Source organism: Metabacillus sp. Hm71 (genome assembly GCF_051842955.2).
Taxonomy (GTDB): domain Bacteria; phylum Bacillota; class Bacilli; order Bacillales; family Bacillaceae; genus Metabacillus.
On sequence record NZ_CM200278.1, the window covers coordinates 324,634 to 347,766 of the forward strand.

Annotated in this window: 17 protein-coding genes, 1 pseudogene and 2 riboswitches; of the genes and pseudogenes, 17 read left to right on the forward strand and 1 reads right to left on the reverse strand. The window is 37.5% G+C overall.

Annotated features, from left to right (window positions below; translation table 11 throughout):
- Positions 1 to 70: 70 nt before the first annotated feature.
- A complete protein-coding gene (locus ACSVDH_RS01755; protein WP_439253332.1) occupies positions 71 to 2,089 on the forward strand; it encodes a beta-galactosidase in 2,019 nt (672 codons plus the stop codon).
- A 90-nt stretch (positions 2,090 to 2,179) separates the two neighbouring features.
- Here ACSVDH_RS01755 and ACSVDH_RS01760 read toward each other — a convergent pair whose 3' ends face one another.
- Positions 2,180 to 3,409, reverse strand: coding sequence for a cytochrome P450 (locus ACSVDH_RS01760; protein ID WP_439253334.1), 1,230 nt, complete (start codon positions 3,407 to 3,409; stop codon positions 2,180 to 2,182).
- A gap of 241 nt (positions 3,410 to 3,650) precedes the next feature.
- Between ACSVDH_RS01760 and ACSVDH_RS01765 the strand changes: the two genes are divergently transcribed.
- The 16 genes and pseudogenes from ACSVDH_RS01765 to ACSVDH_RS01840 all read left to right on the forward strand — a co-directional run bounded on the left by ACSVDH_RS01765 (position 3,651) and on the right by ACSVDH_RS01840 (position 22,932).
- Positions 3,651 to 4,202 (forward strand): PadR family transcriptional regulator, encoded by a 552-nt coding sequence (locus tag ACSVDH_RS01765; protein WP_439253335.1) that lies wholly within the window; start codon positions 3,651 to 3,653, stop codon positions 4,200 to 4,202.
- Between the two features lie 46 nt (positions 4,203 to 4,248).
- Positions 4,249 to 5,157, forward strand: coding sequence for an AraC family transcriptional regulator (locus tag ACSVDH_RS01770; RefSeq protein ID WP_439253336.1), 909 nt, complete (start codon positions 4,249 to 4,251; stop codon positions 5,155 to 5,157).
- Between the two features lie 301 nt (positions 5,158 to 5,458).
- Positions 5,459 to 6,400: a sugar phosphate isomerase/epimerase family protein gene (locus tag ACSVDH_RS01775; RefSeq protein ID WP_439253337.1), complete on the forward strand. Its 942-nt coding sequence runs from the start codon at positions 5,459 to 5,461 to the stop codon at positions 6,398 to 6,400.
- A 78-nt stretch (positions 6,401 to 6,478) separates the two neighbouring features.
- A complete protein-coding gene (locus tag ACSVDH_RS01780) occupies positions 6,479 to 7,684 on the forward strand; it encodes a Gfo/Idh/MocA family protein (RefSeq protein ID WP_439253338.1) in 1,206 nt (401 codons plus the stop codon).
- A 404-nt stretch (positions 7,685 to 8,088) separates the two neighbouring features.
- A complete protein-coding gene (locus tag ACSVDH_RS01785; RefSeq protein ID WP_439253339.1) occupies positions 8,089 to 9,525 on the forward strand; it encodes a sugar porter family MFS transporter in 1,437 nt (478 codons plus the stop codon).
- Between the two features lie 318 nt (positions 9,526 to 9,843).
- Positions 9,844 to 10,077 carry a hypothetical protein gene (locus ACSVDH_RS01790; RefSeq protein WP_439253341.1) on the forward strand — a complete coding sequence of 78 codons (234 nt, stop codon included), beginning with the start codon at positions 9,844 to 9,846 and terminating at the stop codon, positions 10,075 to 10,077.
- Positions 10,078 to 10,185: 108 nt separating this feature from the next.
- Positions 10,186 to 10,368: a hypothetical protein gene (locus ACSVDH_RS01795; protein ID WP_439253342.1), complete on the forward strand. Its 183-nt coding sequence runs from the start codon at positions 10,186 to 10,188 to the stop codon at positions 10,366 to 10,368.
- A 249-nt stretch (positions 10,369 to 10,617) separates the two neighbouring features.
- Positions 10,618 to 11,592 (forward strand): DUF4822 domain-containing protein, encoded by a 975-nt coding sequence (locus ACSVDH_RS01800; protein ID WP_439253343.1) that lies wholly within the window; start codon positions 10,618 to 10,620, stop codon positions 11,590 to 11,592.
- Positions 11,593 to 11,716: 124 nt separating this feature from the next.
- Positions 11,717 to 13,177, forward strand: a complete 1,461-nt coding sequence (locus tag ACSVDH_RS01805; protein ID WP_439253344.1) for a sensor histidine kinase — start codon at positions 11,717 to 11,719, stop codon at positions 13,175 to 13,177.
- Positions 13,178 to 13,187: 10 nt separating this feature from the next.
- Positions 13,188 to 13,877, forward strand: a complete 690-nt coding sequence (locus ACSVDH_RS01810; protein ID WP_439253345.1) for a response regulator transcription factor — start codon at positions 13,188 to 13,190, stop codon at positions 13,875 to 13,877.
- Positions 13,878 to 13,962: 85 nt separating this feature from the next.
- Positions 13,963 to 14,625, forward strand: a pseudogene (locus ACSVDH_RS01815) (ankyrin repeat domain-containing protein).
- 372 nt (positions 14,626 to 14,997) lie between these two features.
- Positions 14,998 to 15,960, forward strand: coding sequence for an AAA family ATPase (locus tag ACSVDH_RS01820; RefSeq protein ID WP_299095030.1), 963 nt, complete (start codon positions 14,998 to 15,000; stop codon positions 15,958 to 15,960).
- Positions 15,960 to 17,180, forward strand: a complete 1,221-nt coding sequence (locus tag ACSVDH_RS01825; protein ID WP_439253346.1) for a DUF58 domain-containing protein — start codon at positions 15,960 to 15,962, stop codon at positions 17,178 to 17,180. The genes ACSVDH_RS01820 and ACSVDH_RS01825 overlap by 1 nt, the downstream gene beginning before the upstream one ends.
- Positions 17,177 to 19,393 carry a DUF4129 domain-containing transglutaminase family protein gene (locus ACSVDH_RS01830; RefSeq protein ID WP_439253347.1) on the forward strand — a complete coding sequence of 739 codons (2,217 nt, stop codon included), beginning with the start codon at positions 17,177 to 17,179 and terminating at the stop codon, positions 19,391 to 19,393. Before ACSVDH_RS01825 ends, ACSVDH_RS01830 begins: the two co-directional genes overlap by 4 nt.
- 29 nt (positions 19,394 to 19,422) lie before the next feature.
- Positions 19,423 to 19,525: riboswitch (purine riboswitch) on the forward strand.
- Between the two features lie 206 nt (positions 19,526 to 19,731).
- Complete coding sequence (guaA, locus tag ACSVDH_RS01835) at positions 19,732 to 21,279, forward strand: glutamine-hydrolyzing GMP synthase (RefSeq protein ID WP_439253348.1); 1,548 nt, start codon at positions 19,732 to 19,734, stop codon at positions 21,277 to 21,279.
- 82 nt (positions 21,280 to 21,361) lie between these two features.
- Positions 21,362 to 21,463, forward strand: a riboswitch (purine riboswitch).
- A gap of 146 nt (positions 21,464 to 21,609) precedes the next feature.
- A complete protein-coding gene (locus ACSVDH_RS01840) occupies positions 21,610 to 22,932 on the forward strand; it encodes an NCS2 family permease (RefSeq protein ID WP_299095022.1) in 1,323 nt (440 codons plus the stop codon).
- Positions 22,933 to 23,133 lie beyond the last annotated feature (201 nt).

The following is a 23,133-nucleotide window of genomic DNA, read 5'->3' on the forward strand; positions in this document are numbered from 1 at the left end:
TATATATAATCACACTTTGTAATCGTATACAATGGGATTATAATGATATAAAGGAAAAAGGTGATGGGATATGATTAACGAAAAACTTCCAACAATTTGGTATGGCGGAGATTATAATCCAGAGCAGTGGGAAAAAGAGGACTGGGATGAGGATGTCCGAATGTTTAAACTTGCAGGGATTGATGTGGCAACATTAAATGTTTTTTCTTGGGCATTAAATCAGCCTGATGAAGAAACATACGATCTTACATGGCTGGATGAGCAAATTAACCGTTTATATCAAAATGGAATTTATACTTGTCTGGCAACTAGCACTGCAGCACATCCCGCTTGGATGGCCAAAAAATATCCAGACGTACTGAGAGTTGATTACCAAGGCAGAAAGCGTAAGTTTGGCGGGAGACATAATTCCTGTCCGAACAGCCCAACTTATCGAAAGTATGCGGAACGGATGGCAGACCGATTAGGTGAAAGGTATAAGGATCATCCAGGAGTATTAATTTGGCATGTGTCCAATGAATATGGCGGATACTGTTATTGTGAGAACTGTGCTGAGAGTTTTAGAAAATGGCTTCAAGAGAAATACGGAAGCTTAGAGAGCTTGAATAAAGCATGGAACACGTGCTTTTGGGGCCATACGTTTTATGAGTGGGATGAAATTGTTCCTCCAAATACATTAAGTGAAGAGTGGAATGGGGATTCGACTAGTTTTCAAGGAATCTCGTTAGATTATCGAATTTTTCAGTCTGATAGCTTACTAGAATGCTTTAAGCTTGAGCGGGATGTCTTGAAAAAGCATACGCCTGATATCCCAATAACAACGAATTTAATGGGTACTTATAAAGAGCTCGATTATTTTAAATGGGGCAAAGAAATGGATGTTGTTTCATGGGATAACTATCCTGCGTATGACACGCCTGAGAGCTTTACGGCGATGAGGCATGATCTTATGAGGGGCTTGAAAAGCGGCCAGCCCTTTATGCTAATGGAGCAGACGCCGAGCCAGCAAAATTGGCAGCCATATAATTCGTTGAAACGCCCCGGTGTGATGCGCTTATGGAGCTATCAAGCAGTGGCTCGTGGTGCGGATACGGTCATGTTTTTCCAATTAAGAAGATCAGTAGGTGCCTGTGAAAAATACCATGGAGCCGTGATCGAACATGTTGGCCATGAGCATACAAGAGTGTTTAGGGAAACAGCCGCACTCGGCAAGGAGCTGGCGAACCTTTCCGATACTTTGCTTGATTCACGGGTACAAGCTAAAGTAGCGATCGTGTTTGACTGGGAAAACCGCTGGGCAACGGAATTATCAAGCGGTCCATCAAAGGCATTGGATTATGTCAATGAAGTTCACAAATACTACGCCGCCTTATTTGGAGATAATATCGCGGTTGACATGATTGGTGTTGATGAGGATTTATGCAAGTATGAAATCGTGTTTGCCCCAGTGTTATATATGGTGAAATCAGGGTATGCCAAAAGGATTAAAGAATTTGTGCAAAATGGAGGAACGTTTGTGACAACGTTCTTTAGCGGAATCGTGAATGAGCATGATCTTGTCACCGTTGGCGGTTATCCAGGAGAATTGCGGGATCTTCTTGGTATTTGGGTTGAGGAAATCGATGCCCTGCCGCCTGAAGAAAAGAATCAAATTGTTGTCAAAAAAGAAACAGGCAATCTAACCGGCAGCTATGAGTGCAGATTGTTGTTTGATATTATCCATTCCGAGGGTGCAGAAGTGCTGGCTGAATATGGCTCTGATTTTTATGCCGGTACCCCGGTGATTACATGTAATTCCTATGGGAAAGGAAAAGCGTATTACGTAGGAACATGCCCTGACACAGCGTTTTTAACAGACTTTGTCAAAACGGTTTGTGAGGAAAAGAAAATTAAACCGGTACTTGATGTTCCAAAAGGGGTGGAAGTGACAGAGAGAAGAAAGGATGGCTTCTCTTACTTGTTTGTCATGAACCACAATGCATCAACAGTAGAAGTCGAGATCAGTGAAGGCACAGACCTGTTAACAGGCAAAGAATTAAACGGGAAAACGTCATTAGAAGCTTATGGAGTCATGATTGTAAAACAATAGAATAGGCTTTAGCTAGTCTCTTAGGCTTTAAATAAAGGACAAAATGGTCACGGCATATCGTTGTGACCATTTTGTCCTTCTCTATTCATCTTATTTATAAACCTTCATCGGCAGGTCAGTTAAAGACTGTCCAGTAGCTGAAGCAGTTAAATGGTTTTCTAATTCAAAACCTTCAACTGGTTCGATGCGGGAAAACCTTTTTAAGAATGCTTCCAGTGCAATGTTCATTTCTAATCGTGCAAGTGGTGCACCTAAACAGAAATGCGGACCATTTCCGAATGTCAGATGCTTTTTATTGTTTGAACGATGGATGTCTAAAGAGAAAGGATCATCAAACATCGTTCCATCCATATTACATGCACTCATCCACGCAATGACGACAGCTCCCTTTTTCAACTCAATGCCTAATAAATCATTGTCTTGTTTAACCGTACGATCTCTTCTTGACATATGGAAACGATATCGAAGCATTTCTTCGACTGCGTTTGGCACGAGTTCCAGATTATTTCTTAGTTCTCCGTATATAGACTCATCATCATAAAGCAATGAATAGAATGTATTGGCGATTGCATGGCTGGTTGTTTCGACACCTGCACCTAAAAGCAGCATTGTCACCTGCACAATCTCATCATCTGTAAATCGTTCACCATCTACCTCAGCTCTGATTAAGTCGGAAATAATATCATCAGATAGATTTAAACGTTTTTGAAGCACAATAGGGTAGAGATATTGGAAATATTCCTTTGCAGCAAGCTGTTTTTGACGTTCAATGTCCTCCAGTCTTTCTTTGTCATAAGGTTGGAAAAGGATATCCACCCATTTTTTGAACTGATCCCTGTCTTGTATGGGTACTCCAAATAAATCAGCGATCACTAGACTAGGCAAAGGAGCTGCCAAGGCTTCTACAATATTTACGGTAGAGTTTTCCTGGATGTCTTCTACAAGTTCGAATGCAATTTGTTGAATACGCGGTTCCCAGTTTTTTAAACTGCGGGGAGTGAAGGCTGCTGCTAACAAAGAGCGACTTTTCCTATGTTGAGGAGGGTCCAAATTTGTAAGGTTTATAGGAGAATGTCCTTCTTGTTTGTGATTAGCGCCAACAAAAATCGTTGTTCTAGACCCTTCACTTGAAAAGACTTCATAATTGCTTAACACCTGTTTAACATCCTCATATTTAAACACATTCCAAGTATCTGTTTTTTCATGATAATAAACAGGGTGATGATGCAGCATTTCTTTATACCATTCAATAGGGAAAAATTCTTCTGAACGTGATTGGAAATTGGTGATTTCGTTAACAGGAATGACTTCTTTAATCATGATTCTGCATATTCCTCCTTCGGTATTCTAACCTTCAGTTTTACCTTACTCTAATCAGAGTAATTTATAAAGAGTAAAAAGTAATATAGATTTTTTAGTCTAAGTCTAAAACCAACATAGTGGTATAGGACATGAAGCCTACATTTTGTTTACATTTGCAGAGATCGATGTCATGTTGTGAGACTTAATATGATAAAATTTAAGGGTTTAAATAACTGATTTTTAGAAAGGAGGAGTCCTCTTGTCTCTTTCGTTATTTATACTCGGGAGTTTAGCTGAAGAAAATAGCCACCCTTATAAATTAAAGAAACGATTATTAGATTCACTTCCTATAGACAAAATGAGTGAAGGGAAATTTTACTATAATTTTGAAGCATTACAGAAAAAAGGTCTTATTGAGCCTGTCGAAACCATTCAGAAAGAGAATCGCCCAAACAAAACGATGTACGCGATTACTAGGGCTGGAAGACAATTTCTTGAACAAGAGGTCTACAACAATTTCAAAAAGGCTTCAAAGATAGAAGATCTTTATATATCGATCTATCTGTTGAAATATATTGATCCAGTTAAAGCAGCTTTTTTCCTGGAGGATGCGATAAAACAAGAAAAGAAACGTTGGGCCAAATATAGAGAGGCTAAAAATAAGGAAGAATTCAAAAGACAACTTGAATTACTGGATGAAAAACAGCAGAAAGCCGTACAATTTATTAGTGAACATGCCTTTAGCCAATCAGACGAGAATATTCGCTGGATGGAAAAGCTCTTAAGCTTTTTGCAGCGGATTGAAGACTGAAAGAGAAAACGAGTGCGATGCACGTGGTTGAAAGGGAGTGATTTTGTTGGATTTAACGAAATATCTACCAGGAAAAACTTCTTTGAATGATTATGTACATCGTATCAATCAAAATGGCGCTTCGTTTCAAGTTCATTATTGGGGAGTCATGCCAAAGCATTATGACAATCTATTACATAAACATTCCTTTTTTGAAGTATGTTATGTAGTTGAGGGAGAAGGGACTTATATAGATGGTGATTGTTCCTACATGCTTCAGAAAAACACACTCTTTTTATCAAGACCAGGGGTTATCCATCAAATAAAAAGCGAGGAAGGGTTATCTCTCTTATATGTTGCCTTTCAACTAATCGAATCAGAGTCAAGTGAGAACTGGATTAGAATTATGGAGAATGCAAAGCAATGCAATGAAATCATCTTACATGATACGCATGACATGGAAACAGCATTATTATGGAAATCGCTTCTTATCCAAGCAACAAAGCCTAAAAATGAGTTTTTTGAAGATATGCTTTCGACTATTGCCTATTCCCTTATTTTTTCAATCCTTCAAGATTTTGTCCCTGCCTTGAATAAGAGTCATCAAAAACATGTTCCTGAACAGTTTTCTGCACTCCTGACTCAAGCGCAATTGTATATAAATGACAATTTATCAAATTCGTTAAAACTAACAGAAGTCGCAAGGCACTTGCATATATCCGGCAGGCATTTGTCGCGGATTTTTGTATCTGAATTAGGAGTAAGTTTCTCTAAATATGTGCAAGACGAACGGATCAAAAAGGCAATAAAATTGCTCAAAAAAACGAATTTATCGATAAAAGAAATTGCTGAGGAAACGGGATTTATGAATGTTCAATATTTTACCCGTGTTTTTACTTCTATGATGCAATCATCACCTGGGCGGTTTCGGTCTATGTATGTAGACAAAAATACAACGACATATTCTGATAGCTGAGATAAGGATCAGGAAACCCTAATCAACACGATTGTGTTCAAGGAGCCTGATCTTTTTTGCGTTTAAAGATGTCCTTAAAGTATAAAAACATGTCTTCAAAATTTAATTACTATTATGAAAGGGTTTTATATAATTAACTACGTAAACAAGGAAATGACAGTAACAAGAAGGTGATTTCATTTAGGGGGAATCGTCACTTTTAATTGGAAGCGTATTCTTTTGGGGGGTGAAAATTTCAAGATGTCTCTAAATGTAAAATCAAAAGTTGAAATGTTACTGCTAAGACAAGGAGGAACAATCGATGAAACTATCTTATGTAACAGATAGCTTAGGCCATTTGCCATTTGAAGAGATGTTGGATTTTGTAGCGGATTTAGGTATCGATACAATTGAAATGACTACAGGGGGCTGGTCTCCTGCACCTCATTTAAGGTTAGATGAGCTATTAGAAAGTGAGCAAAAAAGAAGAGATTTTTTAACTAGCTTAGATAAACGCCATATAAAACTTTGTGCGTTAAATTGTTCGGGAAATCCTTTAGATCCAGGTGAGCTTGGTAAACAGCATCGGGAAATAACAGAGAAAACAATGGAGTTAGCTAAATTGTTAGGGGTAAAAAAAGTCATTATGATGAGCGGGCTGCCTGCAGGAAGCCCTGAAGATAAAATACCTAACTGGATTACTTATACGGTTAGTTGGCCGCCGGTTCTAAAAGAAATTTTTGATTACCAGTGGAATGAGGTAGCGATTCCATATTGGAAAGACTTAGTGAGGAAAGCTGAAGCATGTGGAGTGGAAAAGATTGCCCTTGAAAATTTCAGCTCCCAATTAGTTTATAATCCAGAAACGCTATTTAGATTACGTAATGCGGTTGGACCAATCGTTGGCTTAAACTTAGATCCAAGCCACCTGATTTGGATGGGAGCTGATCCAATTTTAGCTGCAAGAAAATTAGGAGGAGCGATTCATCATGTTCATGGTAAAGATGTTCGACTTGAGAGACATCTATCCGCTGTGAATGGAATATTGGAAACAAAAGAAGTGACAGATGTAGCGAATAGAGCCTGGAATTATGTAGCAGTAGGCTGTGGACAAGATTTGCAATGGTGGAAAGAGTTCTTCTCTGTCGTGAAGATGATGGGATATGATGAAGAAGTTTCGTTGGAAATGGAAGATTTGACGATGTCAGTAGAGGCGGGAATAAGAACATCTATTGATGCATTACAACAAACACTTAGTTATTAATCTGATATGTAAAGTTGACTATTTCCGCTCTTAAGTATCTGAAAATTCAGAATATAATTCAAGAAAGAGGCGATGAACATGTTAAATGGTGAAAAAATTATTGCAAGACCACTACGTTGGGCTATGGTCGGGGGCGGCCGGCTTGGACAGGTTGGATATAAACACCGTACAGGTGCACTAAGAGATAATACGGCTTTTCAATTAGTAGCAGGAGCATTTGATATCGATCCTGAAAGAGGAAAGGATTTTGGAATGAATATTGGGGTAGCTGAAAATCGCTGCTATCCTGATTATAAAACGATGTTTGCAGAAGAAGCGTTAAGGGAGGATGGGGTTGAGGTTGTCTCGATTGCCACTCCTAACGGGACTCATTATGAAATATGTAAGGCCGCATTAGAAGCCGGTTTGCATGTTATCTGTGAAAAACCATTGTTTTTTACCTCTGAGGAGGGTGAAGAAATAAAAGCTCTTGCAGAGAAAAAAGGGAAAATTGTTGGGGTGACGTATGGTTTCTCCGGAAATCAGATGCTCCTTCAAATGCGCGCCATGATTGAACAAGGAAAAATCGGTGAAATTCGTGTGGTTGAACTGCAGTATACTCATGGCTTTAATGCAACTGATCAAGGAGATAAAACAAATGATGCCCAAAAGTGGCGTGTTGATCCTAAGGTTGCGGGACCAAGCTATGTTTTAGGAGATCTGTCCACCCATACGTATTATATGTCCCAGCTGATTATGCCGCATATGAAAATTAAAGAATTGTTATGTGACCGGCAGAGCTTTGTTGGAAGCCGTGCCCCTTTAGAGGACAATGCTTTTGTCCTTATGAAATATGAAAACGGAGCGGTAGGAAGACTTTGGACTTCCTCGATCAATGCAGGCTGCATGGACGGGCATCGAATTCGCATTGTTGGATCTAAAGCAAGCTTAGAATGGTGGGATAGCAAACCAAATGAACTCAGGTTTGAAGTTCAGGGAGAGCCGATTCAAACGCTTATTCGTGCAATGCCTTACTTAGACGAATCCTGCAATGCCGATGAGCGCTTAGGAGCATTACATCAAGAAGGGTTGTCAGAGTCATGGGCAAATATTTATCTTAAATTTGCCGTTGCAATCGATGCGAAGAATCGAAACGATGAGGAAACATTAAAGAATCTTGTTTATCCCGACATTGATGCAGGCATTGATGGCATTCGCTGGATTGAAAATTGTGTTCGTTCTGCTGAAAATGGAGCTGTTTGGGTAGAGTTTGATCATCATAAAAAACTTGCGGTTAATCTGTAAAGTTGCAGAATGGCAAAATAGTAGCCATCTAGTATGGGGATGCAGCTTTAATAGTTCAAAACAATAACTTTAACAAACTTTATATAAAACACCGTGGGAGCAGTTAGCTGAGACTGATCCCCGGTTTTTACCTCTAAAAAGTCATTACATCCAGAGTGAAACGTTTTATACCAATACAATTAGGAATTATAAAAGACTCTTAACTCCTATTAAAGCCACCAGTTTGCTTAAATGTTTTAGCTGTAATTTCCGGAAAAAATCAAAAAAGCAAATATGATAGCGCTTTAAATTTAGTGAAAAACCACTTCTCCGTCAATCTTTATTAGGGAAAGAAGCTTTAGGGCCAACACTTCTAAGTCAACAAGTCTAAGAAATTTGAGAAACACCATTTGAAAAGGGGGAAATTGAACATGGAAAATATAAAGGTTTCTGAAAATCCAGTTGAACCAGAACATGCCAAGAAAAAGAACCCGCAAAAGTTTTTGAAATTAGTAACAATTGTATCAACTTTTGGGGGACTATTATTCGGATATGATACAGGGGTAATTAATGGTGCACTTCCATTTATGGCTCAACCTGATCAATTAAACTTAAATCCTTTCACAGAGGGGTTAGTAGCAAGTTCTTTAGTATTAGGTGCTGCTTTTGGTTCCATCTTTGGCGGACGGTTATCGGATACAAAAGGACGCAGGAAGGTTATTTTGTATCTTGCGATGTTATTTTTCTTTTCTGCAGCTGGCTGCGTTATTGCTCCTAATACAACGATTATGGCTATTTTCCGTTTTCTATTGGGTCTAGCGGTTGGCGGTTCCTCTGTCGTTATTCCATCGTATTTAGCTGAAATAGCTCCTTCAGACAGGCGTGGTGTATTGGTTACGCAAAATGAATTGATGATTGTTACTGGGCAGTTTCTTGCTTTTATATTCAATGCAGTTATTGGAAATGTTTTTGGTGATGCAGGACATGTATGGCGTTATATGTTAGTCATTGCGACACTTCCAGCCGTGGCGCTTTGGATTGGTGTCCTCATTTTACCTGAAAGCCCTAGATGGTTAGCATCAAAAGGAAAAATGGCTGAAGCATTGAACATCCTGCAACAGATTCGCAGTGAAAGTATTGCACAACAAGAATTGAAGGAAATAAAATCACATCTTTCAGAAGAGCAGAAAACAGAAAAAATGAAATTTAGAGACTTAGGGATACCTTGGATTCGACGTATAGTCATTCTCGGTATTGTCATTGGGTCAATATCGCAATTGGTAGGAATAAACTCAATTATGTACTATGGTACACAAATACTTGAAACTTCTGGATTTGGAACAAAAACAGCATTAATCGCAAACGTAGCAAACGGATTAATTGCCGTAATTGCCGTCATTGTCGGGATGTCTCTTTTAAATAAAGTGAATAGAAGGACAATGCTGCTTACAGGCTTAGTAGGTGTAACAATTGCGTTGATTTCAATTGGTACGTCTGCAATGATGCTTGCAGGATCTCCAATATTGCCATATGTCGTTTTATTAATGACTGTCCTATATTTAGCCTTTTTCCAAGGTGCGATTGGTCCGATGGTATGGCTCATCCTTGCTGAAATCTTCCCTGTTCGTTTAAAGGGCATTGGGATGGGAATGGCCGTTTTGTTTTTATGGCTTTGCAATTTTTTAGTAGGATTATTCTTCCCTGTTCTTATGGATGGGATCGGAATTTCAGGGACATTTTTCTTATTCGCTTTCTTTGCGATTATTGGGGTCATCTTTGTAGCAAAAAACTTACCAGAGACAAGAGGATTATCATTAGAGCAGATAGAGGATATTTTTAAGAACAATAGTATTAGATCTTGATTTCGCAATAGACACTATGCTTATTTAAACGTTTGTTTAATGTGTTACCTGGTTTTTGTGTCTAGCTCCAGCGCCTAGCCCCTCTATGTTCTAGCCACTCATGAATTGAAGGCAAAGATCACCTTCTATTCATGAGTGGCTTATTTGCCCTAGGCTGATCAAGGCGCTTGCGCTTTTCTTACCATCTATCTGACAGAAACGATTGAAGTACCTTCTTTACACTTTTTCATAAAATACACTAAAAGAGCATTCCATATTTAACTTGTGGCTCTTTTTTACAATCTATAAGGCAAATCATAACCAGAGGTGTTTTTCATTATGTTTGTGACATTGTTGCTTCCGTTAGTTATCCCATATGGAAATCCGTGTACAACTCCTAATCCCAAAGCCCATGCTTTTAGGAAAGCAAAATTTTTCAGATGGGTTGAAACGGTAAAAAGTGATTACGGTAGGTATCCGAATGTTCCATTATATATTTTTGAAAATGTCGAGAAACATCAGAGTACGCTTATTACTGGTGTGCAGACACCGGATCTGCCTCTGACACCGTAAGGGCATTATTATTTTTTCCTAATATAAGAAAAATAAAAGGTGTCTTCATGAATAATTCCTTTCTTCTGGCAAAATATAAATAGAGAGTTGTTAGGAAGGGGGATGTTCGTGCAATTTGATCGTCAAAGAGACATAAAAATCACAACCCTGTTTTGGATTGCCATATTCGGCTTATTTCTAACCACTGTTTATTCTGCCGTTATTGTAAATCAGGGGATACGTACAATGAGAAAAATTGATTTTATTTACTATCGTAATAAAAAAGACGCTGAGAGGGAAATGAAACCTTAATCATATAAATACATTCGCTGCCTGGAACATCATTCAGGCGGCTTTTTTATACGTTAAGAAGGTATAAATTTGCAGCACAGGGGAAAATTCACGCTATAAAGTGTATTTTTTATTTAATTAACATTTAAGACTTTGTTAAGAGTTTGTTTACAGGAATTTAAGCATTTAAAGTTACAATATAATTACGTCGACGATCATTTTAAAAGTATTGATAGCAGTAGAAGTAATGCAAAATATGGAGGAAATACGATGAAAAAACTAATCATGTTATTATGTATTGCTAGCATGGCTTTAATCATTTCAGCCTGTCAAGCAGAATCACAGGCAAAAGAAATTAATGCAAACGGGAAAAAAACGGAAATTAGTAAAAATAAAACTCTAGAGTTAGAAAAGAAAGAGGGTGAGTTAACGAAAGGGCAGGAATTGGCTAATATTCTTAGCAGTACAAATTGGCAAGGAACAAAGGTTTATGATAAAAATAATAATGATTTAACCAAAGAAAATGCAAATTTTATTGGTCTTGCGAAATATGACGATGAAACAGCGAGATATGAATTTTTTGATAAAACGACAAAAGAAAGCCGTGGGGATTATGGAACATTCTTTATTACGAATGATGGGAAAATTCGCGTATTAATATCAGAATCAAAAGGATACCAGGCTATAGTCGAAATAACAGAGCTTAATGTAAATATGTTTACCTATAAAAGAATGGGGAAAGATGCTAATGGTAACGATGTAGAGGTATACGTTGATCATATTCCTTATCATGAAACAGAACTTTCCTTTACTGATCCTGAAAAAACATTGGAAACCAGCACAGGAGAAATCGTTACAGATGTTGATGGCGACAAAATTTTATCTAGCACCTTATGGCAAGGAACAGTCGTGCTTGATGAAAATGGGAACGATGTATCGAGCTATAATTCGAATTTTTTAGGTTTGGCAAAATATGACGATAAAACAAATAAGTATGAATTTTTTGATGCCAAAACAGGTCAAAGCCGCGGTGATTATGGATATTTCGATGTTGTTAATGGGAATAAAATAAGGGCTCACGTTTCACAAGGAATGAAGTATGGTGCAGTTCTTGAACTTACAGAGCTTAATGAAAATAAATTTACCTATAAAAGAAAGGGTAAAGATCAAGATGGAAAAGAAATCATCATAACCGTTGAACATATACCTTATAATGGTGATTTTAAGTTAAAATTTACCAAATAATAGGACTGTGAAGAAAGTCAAAGAGGAACGGAGTCTCCGTTCCCTTTTTAGTATATGATGAGCCTCGTTCTGTTCTATACAAAGATGTACTGGAAAATTTGCTTTCTGTATAGGAGGTGTTGTGATGTCAATTCGTTTGAGAATGTTGTTATCCTATACAGCTATGTTGGTTGTTACAATCGGTCTTTTTATTCTTTGTGGATTGTTAATGATTTTAGCTATTACAGGAGATATAAGCAGTATCAAACATTTATATGCAAATCATTATTCACACAAACCCATTACCGCTCAGGAAGAGAATGTATTTTTAGATTTGAAATATTTAGCGAAAAAACAGCAAGATCAATTATTAGATAAGCGTAAACTAAAATTATTTGATGAGAAGTTAAAAAATGTACCTTCTGCCCTCGTTATCCGAAAAGGGGACTCAATTATTTATAAAACTAACGCTCTAATCTCTATCAAGAGTGCAGACGACCTCCCATCTTTTGAGCCGTCAAATATACATGTTAGGGATACTGTTAGCTATGGAAAATATTATTTCTCATATGTGAAGTTTGATTTTTATTTTGATGACCAAGAAATAGGAAGTATTTATGTTATAAAAAAGGTTAGTCCATATGCAGCATTATCGAAGAATCTATTTCCTATTTTAATAGGAGTGTTGATTATTTTATTAATTGCAACAAATGGTATTCTTAATTACTTAGTTACAAGAAGTATTGTCAAACCCTTGCATTCCTTGAAACTTGCGACAGAAAAAATCAGGGATGGGAATTTAAATTTTAAAGTGAAAGCAAGAACAAAGGATGAAATTGGACAACTAAGCATGGCATATGAAGAAATGCGTCAAAGGTTAAAGGAATCAATCGATTTGCAGCTAAAATATGAAGAAAATCGAAAAGAACTTATTTCTAATATTTCTCATGATTTAAGAACTCCTATTACAGCTATTAAAGGATATGTAGAAGGGATTAGAGATGGAGTGGCTGACACTCCCGAAAAAATGGATAAATATCTTTCAACGATTTATCGAAGAGCAACCGATATGGATTCTCTTATTGATGATTTATTTCTTTTTTCAAAGCTGGATTTAAAAAAAATACAATTTAACTTTGAGGCAATCGATATTGTCCATTACATTAAGTATTTTATTGATGAGCTAAGCTGGGATTTTGAAGAACAAGATATTAAAGTACAATGTAAGGTAGATGTTGATACCAATGAGTTGGTGATCGTTGATCGCGAAAAATTAAAGCGGGTACTAGTTAATATTATTCAAAATTCCTTAAAGCATATGAAGAAGGACGAAAAGATTATTCGATTTTCTGTAGTCGAGAGAGGACATAATATCGAGATTGAAATAAACGATAATGGTGATGGAATTGACCCGGCATCTCTCCCGTATATATTTGATCGCTTTTATCGCGCAGATAGTGCTAGAAATACCGTAACAGGCGGGAGTGGTCTAGGGCTGGCTATTGCCAAACAAATTATTAGTGAGCATGGTGGAGAAATTTGGGCAGCGAGTGAAATAGGGAAAGGAACGAGTATATTCTTCACGTTAAGATATGCAAAAAAGTGAGGTGTATATATTGAAAAAGATTTTAATTATTGAGGATGATCCCAGTATTGGTGAACTACAAAGGGACTATCTTGTTATAAACGGCTTTGACGTCGAATTAGTTGAATCAGGAAAAGAGGGTCTTGAACAAGCTCTTACCATTGAATACGATTTGATAATAGTTGACCTAATGTTACCTCACGTGGATGGATTTGAGATTTGTCGCCAGGTTCGTGCTGTAAAAGACATTCCGATTTTAATCGTATCAGCGAAGAAAGAGGATATCGACAAGATCAGAGGTCTTGGACTTGGAGCAGATGACTATGTCATTAAGCCTTTTAGTCCAAGTGAGCTTGTTGCAAGGGTTAAAGCACATTTAGCTCGTTACGAGCGATTGAGTGGAAATAAGCAAGTAGATAAAAAAGAAATAAGTATCAGAGGATTAACGATAGCAGAAACATCACGCAGGGTTTACGTAAATGATAAAGAAGTGAATCTAACTGCGAAAGAGTTCGAGCTGCTAACTTTTCTTGCCAAGCATCCTAATCGTGTTTTTAGTAAGGAGGAGCTATTTGACATAATATGGGGACAGGACTTAGCGGGAGATATCACAACTGTAACGGTCCATATCCGAAAAATTCGCGGGAAAATCGAAATTGATCCAGCAAATCCGCAATTTATTGAAACCGTATGGGGAGCAGGTTATCGATTTTCAGTATAAATCTAAAATATGCTAATAGGAGAGGAGACAAATGTTTTATTGAGGAAACTATTACTCTTTTTTATAACTAACGGCAATATTTTTAATGGGATGTCAAAACGTTAATGAAATGAAAGTAGATCAAATAGCAGAATCAAAGGAGGAGCAAATGAGGGAAAAACTATTTATTGCTGCTGAAAATGGGAATATCACTGAAATTTAAAAAAATCATAGACGAAGGAATAGACATCAATGTTGTTGGTCATTGAAGGCAGAACTGCATCGATGCTTGCGACTTACAGTAATCAACCAGAAACAGTCAAATTCCTAATCGAAAATGGAGCGAGCGGACATCAATATTCAGGATAACATGAAAAATAATCCTTTCCTTTATGCAGGAGCAGAAGGGTATTTGGAAATTTTGAAGCTAACAATTGAAGATGGTGCAAATCCCAAGCTGTTAAACAGATACGGAGGCACTGCATTAATCCCGGCATCCGAGCATGGCTACGTCAATGTTGTCAAAGAGCTTCTAGAGAATACCGATATTGACGTGAATCATGTTAACAATCTCGGTTGGACTGCTTTATTGGAATCTATCATTCTAAGTGATGGCGGGAAAAAGCAACAGGAAACGATTAAACTGTTAATTCAACATGGTGCTGATGTAAATATTCCTGACGGAGAGGGTATAACACCCCTTCAACATGCAAAATCAAGAGGGTTTACAGAAATAAAAGATATACTTACTAGTGCTGGGGCGAAATGATACAAAAAGGGTTATCAAGACTCAAAAAGCACCTGAGAACTTTTTTTCTAGGAATTAGTTATGAAACTTATTTATTTCAATAGCAATTACCACTTTCTATATTTCCAGAGGGGTATTTAAATAAAAATTTGAAGCAAGTCCATTTCCTTATAGCGATATTTAGGGAATAGGCTTTTTTAGTTTGAAAATCCTCTTAGTATACAAAATTTCCGGATAATGTTTGCAGTACCCTTTCTATGCTCATTTTCGATGACAAAAAATCGACAATACCATTGAAAAGTAACAAAAAATGTAAATGCAAAAGGGTTTTGATAAGTTTTTTAGAATACTATAATAGGAAGTAAGGTCGAAACTCATTCTAGGAGGAAAATCATGTCCCATACTGAAGAAATGCATCCAAAACTCGGTCGAGTTATTAAAAATATTGAACATGTTATTGTAGGGAAAAGAGATGTAAGCATCTTAAGTCTTGTTGCGCTATTAGCAAATGGTCATGTTTTACTGGAAGATGTCCCGGGTGTTGGGAAAACGATGATGGTACGTGCTCTGGCAAAATCAGTCGGGGTCGAATTTAAACGAATTCAGTTTACACCTGATTTACTACCTTCTGATGTAACAGGTGTTTCTATATACAATCCTAAGGAGCTGAGATTTGAATTTCGCGAGGGACCGATTTTTGGGAATGTGATCCTTGCAGATGAAATCAATCGGACGTCTCCAAAAACACAATCAGCATTGCTGGAAGGGATGGAAGAGGGGAGCATTACAGTAGATGGTGTAACTCGGGTACTTTCTAAGCCTTTCTTTGTGATGGCCACCCAAAATCCAGTAGATTACGAGGGTACCTATCCATTGCCTGAGGCACAGCTTGATCGCTTTTTATTCAAGCTAAGAATGGGTTATCCATCAAAGGCTGAGGAATATGAGGTGCTATCCCTTGCAGAAAAAGAAAGGCCGATTCATAAAATTGACAGTGTCATCACGAAAGAGGAGTTAGTTGAACTTCAATACGAAATCCAAAACGTTTATGTAGATGAAACGATTAAACACTACATTATTGATATCACAAGCAAAACGAGGAGGCATCCTTCTATTTATTTAGGTGCCAGTCCGCGTGCTTCGATTGCCTTAATGAAAGCGGCTCAAGCCTATGCCTTTATTACCGGCCGCGACTATATTATTCCTGATGATATTCAATATTTAGCCTTATATGCACTTCCACATCGATTAATCTTACGGTCTGAAGCAAAGTTTGAGGGGAAAAGCGCTGAACAACTTGTTGGTGAAATCATAGATAGGACACCTGTGCCTGTGCAAAGGTCGCTAAGTCGTTAATGAAGAACCTTTTTAAGAGATTTCATGTAGGTTGGAAGCTGGTTTTCCTCTTAATACTCACGTTAGCGTCATTCAGTTATGCCATGTTTCAAGGCGGCTTTGTCAGCTGGTTTCTCTTTTATAGCTTTTTTCCTTTTGCTATTTACTCACTTATGCTAGTGATCTATCCGATTCGTTCATTTAAGATTACTAGAACGGTCAACCAAGAGCAATTTACTGTAGGTCAAAAACTTGTTGCAACAGTAACGATTAAACGAAAATTCCCATTTCCTTTATGTTATCTCTTAGTAGAGGATGTTCTTTCTGAACGGCTTCATGCAAGCGAAAAGATAGAGGAACCAAAGAAACTCTTTTTCCCATGGTTTAAAAAAACACTTTCCTTTAGCTATGTTTTAAATCAAATGCCGAGAGGTGAACATCACTTTACGTCAATTCGTCTGAAAACGGGAGACCTCTTTGGTTTAATTGAAAAAGAAACATTCTTTGAAGTTGAAAATTATTTTCTCGTTTATCCTTTAGTTGTTGATTTAGTCTATCATCCAAGACGGAAACAATTTGAGCAAGGTTCTTCATCAAGTTTAGCAAAGTATTGGCAGGATTCAACAATGGCCGTTGGTGTGAGGGAGTATCAGCCAGGTGATAAATTTGCTTGGATTGATTGGAAGGCTACAGCTAGAAGCGACTCCATAATGACAAAGGAATTTGAGCAAATGCAAAGTCATGATGTCGTCATCTTATTGGATCGGGTCAAGTCCCCGATGTTTGAAGCAATGGTTACGTATACGGCTTCTTTAATACAGGCGATTATCAAGAGCGGCGCCCGTGTTGGACTTGTCTCAATTGGAAGCAGCAAACAGATCTTTTCCCTTCAGTCTGATGAGCAGCATGTTCGAAGTCTCTATTATCACCTTGCGAAGGTTGACTGTGATAGTCAAGAGCCTATATCGTCGATAATAAGCAAAGACTTGGTAGGTGCTGATTTGAAGCATATCACAAGCATGATTGTTACTAGTCATCTATCAGTGGATTTGGTTCGGAAGCTGGAATCTCTTTTAAGACAGCAACAAACCTTCATGCTGTTTGTGATAAAGAATAATCATGATAGAATCACGAAAGAAGAAACGGTACTTATTGAAAGATTAAAAAAGCTTGATATTGTCATTAAAGTACTAAGCATTCAAAAATCGGATAAAGAGTTCAAAGAGGTGAGCGGATCATGAAAATTCAAATCTCGCCTGATAGCAAAACAACATTTGCCTTTGTTTATTTTTTGTTTACGTTTATGTTGCTGTGGGAATGGTTAAGACCTCTTCAAGCATTTACCGATACGGCAAATACATTTATATTCGTTTTCTTTATTGGAATAAGCTTTTTGTTAGCTTTCTTAAGAGTTCGCTGGTATATGACCTTCCCGGTTAAGATCATAATCATTTTATTTATGCTGCACGGACTCTTTTTTGATGGAGTTTTTTTTAGCTTCCTTTGGTTGAAAGATCTATTCCAGGATCTTATGTTTAATTTTCGCTTAATGCCAAATGCAGATTGGGTAAACATGACTTCATCGTTTAGGACGTTGTTGTTTTTTATTCTTTTATGGTTACTTGTTTATTTAATTCATTATTGGATTCTTTATCAAAAGAGGATCTTGTTATTTTTTGTATTGACACTTATTTATATAACCGTGTTAGATACTTTTACCCCGTATGACGCATCACTAGCCATCGTTAGGACTGTAATAATCGGATTTTTTATGCTTGGTATGCTTTATCTTGATCGATTAAAAAAGGTCGAAAACTTAAACATGAAGCGGTTAACCTCTTTTCGATGGATTTTGCCGTTATTTGCGTTTATCTCACTCTCAATTGTTCTCGCCATTTTTGCACCAAAGGCTTCACCTCAATGGCCAGATCCGGTTCCTTATATTACCGCAATTGGCCGGGAAGGTGGGGAAGGCGGGATGCAGAGAATTGGCTATAGCCAAAATGATGAGCAGTTGGGCGGCGGATTTGTTGAGGATGATACGGAGGTATTTATACATGTTTCATCTGATACACAATATTGGCGGATTGAAACAAAGGATGTCTATACAGGGAAAGGTTGGGAAGCATCCGATCCTGAGGCTGAGCTAGAGGAAATAACGAATTTTAACGAATTAAACTGGACGGATGAACGTGTAGAGACGAAAAGCTTGAAGTCGACGATCATGATAAATAATAGCTATCGCCACCTTCATGTGATGTATCCTTTGGGATTATCAGCGATTGAAACAGAGAATCAATTATCTTTTTATTTCAATCAAAATACGGAGCTGATTACTCCGTTTAGGGAGAATGAGGGCTCAAGGCAGGAGTTTATGTCGTATGAGATTAGCTATGATCTTCCTTCTTATCCGCTCAATGAAATGAGAAAGGAACAAAGTTTTGCAAGTGTCCCGGAAGGCTTTATTGAAAGGTATACCCAGCTGCCAGATTCTCTGCCTAGCCGAGTAAGAGAGCTTGCTATCAGGATTACTGCAAATGAAGATAATCAATTTGATAAAGTAAAAGCAATTGAGAGTTACCTGGGATCAGATGAATTTTCATATGATAAAGAAGATGTTGCCATTCCTGAGGGAAATCAGGATTATGTTGATCAATTCCTTTTTGATACTCTAAGAGGGTATTGTGATAATTTCTCAACGTCTATGATTGTCCTTTTACGTTCAATTGATATTCCTGCTAGATGGGTAAAGGGTTACACTGAAGGAGAATTTGTTAAAAATGTAACGAATACCGAGAAAGAATATCGGGTTACAAATAACAATGCCCACTCTTGGGTAGAGGTTTATTTTGATGGTGTTGGCTGGGTTCCATTTGAACCGACTAAAGGCTTTGTTAATCCATATGATCTGACATTTGATTATAAGGCAGTAGAGGAACAAGAGCAGGAAATTGAACAAGAGGAACCAACTGTTCAAGAAGAACAAGAACAGCCGCAAACACCTGAAAAACCTGAGCAAGAAAAACAAGAAATGAATTCAGAGTCTGAAAATGAACAAGCCGGCAGAAACTTTTTAAACATTCGCTTGGATAGTACTGCTGTATATATTACAATAGCCGTTATGCTTTTAATCGGACTGGCCATTTATAAAACAAGAATGAAATGGCTGCCATTGCTAATCATTCGCAAATACAGAAAACGCACCGATGATCAAGTATTCTTCCTGGCTTATGATTCCTTGTTAAAGCAATTTGATCGCTTCGGTATGAAAAGGAAGGATAGCCAAACCTTACGGGAATATGCTCAGTCTATTGACGATTACTTCCAAATGGAGCATATGACTGTGTTAACGAAAAACTATGAACGGGCATTGTACCGCCGTGATAATGCAAAAGAGGAATGGATGAGGTCTGCAGAATTGTGGGAAAATTTAATAAAAAAGACATCATCTTGACCATTGCATAAGAAGATTGATAGAATAGAAAAAATTAATAGTTATTCCTTCATATATCCTCGGGTGGGATGGTCCCGAGAGTCTCTACCGGGTAGCCGAAATTACCTGACTATGAAGGCAGAATAAGTTTGTACGTATAACTAGAATTCTGCCTTCTTTTTATTTGAAGGACAGGAGTCTAGTTTTTTTTAGTGTAGTTTCGGTTGTTGCAACGCTAGGAGGGGTAGCTTGGGATGTCTTATTTACCCTAGGCTAATAAAGGCGCCTCCCGAGTTTTTGTTCCTACGCTAAAGTAGCTTTGAATAAATGCATTATTTTGCAGTGATAATACGTATGAGGTGACGACATTGGCAAACATTCAAGAAATGGTAGTTGTTTTAGACTTTGGTAGTCAGTACAATCAATTAATTACTCGACGCATTCGTGAATTTGGTGTTTATAGTGAATTGCATCCACATACATTAACGGCGGAAGAGATTAAACAAATGAATCCTAAAGGAGTCATTTTATCTGGCGGTCCGAATAGTGTTTATGGAGAAAATGCATTCAAATGTGATGAAGCAATTTTTGATTTAGGTATCCCTGTTTTAGGTATTTGCTACGGAATGCAGCTTATGACACATACTCTTGGCGGAAAGGTTGAACCAGCGAATCATCGAGAATATGGTAAAGCGACAATTGATCTTAAAGCAAAATCTGCGTTATTTGCTGATCTGCCTGAGCAGCAAGTTGTCTGGATGAGTCATGGCGACTTAGTTAAAGAGATTCCACAAGGGTTTGAAGTTGCTGCAACAAGTACATCATGTCCATACGCAGCAATGAGTAATGAAGAACGTAAATTTTATGGTGTACAATTCCATCCAGAAGTACGCCACAGTGAATATGGAAATGATTTGTTGAAAAACTTTGTATTTTCAATTTGTGAATGTGCTGGTAATTGGTCAATGGAGAATTTCATTGAAATGGAATCAGCTAAAATTAAGGAAAAAGTCGGCGATAAAAAGGTGCTTTGTGCATTAAGCGGCGGTGTTGACTCTTCCGTTGTTGCGGTCTTAATTCATAAAGCCATTGGCGATCAATTGACATGTATTTTTGTCGATCATGGACTACTGCGCAAAAATGAAGCTGAAAGTGTTATGAAGACATTTAGCGAAGGCTTCAATATGAACGTCATTAAGGTTGATGCGAAGGATCGTTTCTTAAATAAATTAAAAGGTGTTTCAGATCCTGAGCAAAAACGTAAAATCATCGGTAATGAATTTATTTATGTGTTTGATGATGAATCTGCTAAGCTGGAAGGCATTGATTTTCTAGCACAAGGAACGCTTTATACAGACATTATTGAGAGCGGTACTGCAACAGCTCAAACAATTAAATCCCACCACAATGTTGGCGGTCTTCCAGAGGATATGGAGTTCGAATTAATTGAGCCATTAAACACTTTATTTAAAGATGAGGTTCGTGCATTAGGAACAGAATTGGGAATTCCAGATGAAATTGTGTGGAGACAACCATTCCCTGGTCCAGGTCTTGGAATTCGGGTACTTGGTGAAATTTCAGAGGAAAAACTGGAGATTGTTCGTGAATCTGATTATATTTTACGTGAGGAAATTAAAAAGGCCGGTCTGGATCGTGATATTTGGCAATACTTCACGGTACTTCCTGACATTCGCAGCGTTGGGGTAATGGGAGATGCAAGAACATATGATTATACAATCGGTATCCGTGCTGTAACATCGATTGATGGCATGACTTCTGATTGGGCGAGAATTCCGTGGGATGTATTAGAAGTTATTTCTACAAGAATTGTTAATGAAGTAAAACATATAAATCGTGTTGTGTATGATATTACAAGCAAGCCACCTGCAACGATTGAGTGGGAATAAAACACGAACAAAACGAACATTATTTAAAATAATGTTCGTTTTTTATTGACGAAGAGATGTGATGCTGATAGAATAAAATAGAATTAAATAAGTCGAAATGCGTCGTATAATATTGGGGATATGGCCCAAAAGTCTCTACCAAGCTGCCGTAAATAGCTTGACTACGAAGTGTTAATATAGGTGAAAACTCTCTTAATTAACTATTTTGTAAGTTAAGCGCTCCAAGGCATGGAGCGCTTTTTCTGTGCGTTTATAAGAGTTTGTTTTGCCTAGACTCGTTTATTTTGTCTGCATTAGCGCAAGCTACAAAAAAAGGAGGATATTAACATTATGAGAAAGTATTTTCAATTTGACGAATTGGGAACAAATTACCGTCGTGAAATGATCGGTGGGTTAACTACGTTTCTTTCTATGGCCTATATTTTATTTGTTAATCCTACTACACTTTCCTTACAAGCTGTACCTGACCTTCCGGATGCCATGAGAATGGATCAAGGAGCAGTCTTTGTTGCAACAGCTATAGCAGCTGCTATCGGTTCGCTGATTATGGGCGTTGTAGGGAAGTATCCAATAGCATTGGCTCCAGGAATGGGATTAAATGCATTTTTTGCTTTTACAGTTGTACTTACATACGGTATACCGTGGCAAACGGCGCTTTCTGGTGTGCTTGTATCTGGATTGATTTTTATTATATTGACTTTTACAGGACTTAGAGAAACAATCATAAATTCTATTCCAGCTGAACTTAAATATGCAGTGGGAGCAGGTATTGGCTTGTTTATCACGTTTATTGGGTTTCAAAATGCTGGAATTATTGTAAATAACGATGCAACATTAGTTGGTTTAGGTGATTTCCACGAAGGAACAACATTATTAGCCATTTTCGGAGTAATCATTACGATTATCCTAATGATTCGCGGAGTAAAAGCAGCAATCTTCTATGGGATGCTTCTTACGGCAATTGCAGGAATGATCTTTGGGTTAATTGATGTTCCTAAGCAAATAGTAGGTGCCGTACCGAGTATTGCGCCAACATTTGGCCAAGCTTTTATAAATTTTGATCAAATTTTTACTCTTCAGATGTTGGTGGTTATTTTAACTTTCCTATTTGTTGACTTTTTCGATACTGCTGGAACACTTGTAGCAGTTGCAAACCAAGCTGGATTAATGAAGGATAATAAATTGCCTCGTGCAGGAAGGGCGTTATTTGCTGATGCGACGGCAACAACTATTGGTTCTATTCTAGGTACTTCAACAACGACCGCGTATGTAGAGTCATCTGCAGGTGTAGCGGCAGGTGCAAGATCTGGCTTTGCTTCTGTGGTAACGGCTGTTTTATTTTTACTAGCGCTTTTCTTTTCACCATTATTAGGAGTTATCACTCCTTCAGTAACAGCACCTGCACTAATTATAGTAGGTATTTTAATGGTTTCTACATTAAAAGATATTGATTGGAATCGTTTGGAGATTGCAGTTCCAGCATTCTTTACCATTATCATGATGCCTCTTTCTTATAGTATCGCTACTGGCATTGCTTGTGGGTTTGTTTTCTATCCGATAACAATGCTTTTAAAAGGAAAGGGTAAAGAAATTCATCCTATTATGTACTTTTTGTTTGTGGTATTTGTTCTATATTTTATTTTTATCGCTTAAGGTAATAAGTAAAGAATAATAGAGGTATTGGGGAATATCATTTTTTTGATAAATGATAGAAGCTCCTTTTTCAAAAATGATAGATGAAAAAGGAGCTTCTATTTTTTTATAAGGTAAGAAAGTATAAAATTTTGTACTTAGTTTTAGTGTCTAGCTCTAGCGCCTAGCCCCTCTAGGGTCTAGACGCTCATGAATAGAAGG

Excerpts from the sequence above, each read along its gene's own strand:
- ACSVDH_RS01755 (WP_439253332.1), top strand. The coding sequence starts at position 71 with ATGATTAACGAAAAACTTCCAACAATTTGGTATGGCGGAGATTATAAT.
- ACSVDH_RS01760 (WP_439253334.1), bottom strand. The coding sequence starts at position 3,409 with ATGATTAAAGAAGTCATTCCTGTTAACGAAATCACCAATTTCCAATCA.
- ACSVDH_RS01775 (WP_439253337.1), top strand. The coding sequence starts at position 5,459 with ATGAAACTATCTTATGTAACAGATAGCTTAGGCCATTTGCCATTTGAA.
- ACSVDH_RS01780 (WP_439253338.1), top strand. The coding sequence starts at position 6,479 with ATGTTAAATGGTGAAAAAATTATTGCAAGACCACTACGTTGGGCTATG.
- ACSVDH_RS01790 (WP_439253341.1), top strand. The coding sequence starts at position 9,844 with ATGTTTGTGACATTGTTGCTTCCGTTAGTTATCCCATATGGAAATCCG.
- ACSVDH_RS01800 (WP_439253343.1), top strand. The coding sequence starts at position 10,618 with ATGAAAAAACTAATCATGTTATTATGTATTGCTAGCATGGCTTTAATC.
- ACSVDH_RS01805 (WP_439253344.1), top strand. The coding sequence starts at position 11,717 with ATGTCAATTCGTTTGAGAATGTTGTTATCCTATACAGCTATGTTGGTT.
- ACSVDH_RS01820 (WP_299095030.1), top strand. The coding sequence starts at position 14,998 with ATGTCCCATACTGAAGAAATGCATCCAAAACTCGGTCGAGTTATTAAA.
- ACSVDH_RS01825 (WP_439253346.1), top strand. The coding sequence starts at position 15,960 with ATGAAGAACCTTTTTAAGAGATTTCATGTAGGTTGGAAGCTGGTTTTC.
- ACSVDH_RS01830 (WP_439253347.1), top strand. The coding sequence starts at position 17,177 with ATGAAAATTCAAATCTCGCCTGATAGCAAAACAACATTTGCCTTTGTT.
- ACSVDH_RS01840 (WP_299095022.1), top strand. The coding sequence starts at position 21,610 with ATGAGAAAGTATTTTCAATTTGACGAATTGGGAACAAATTACCGTCGT.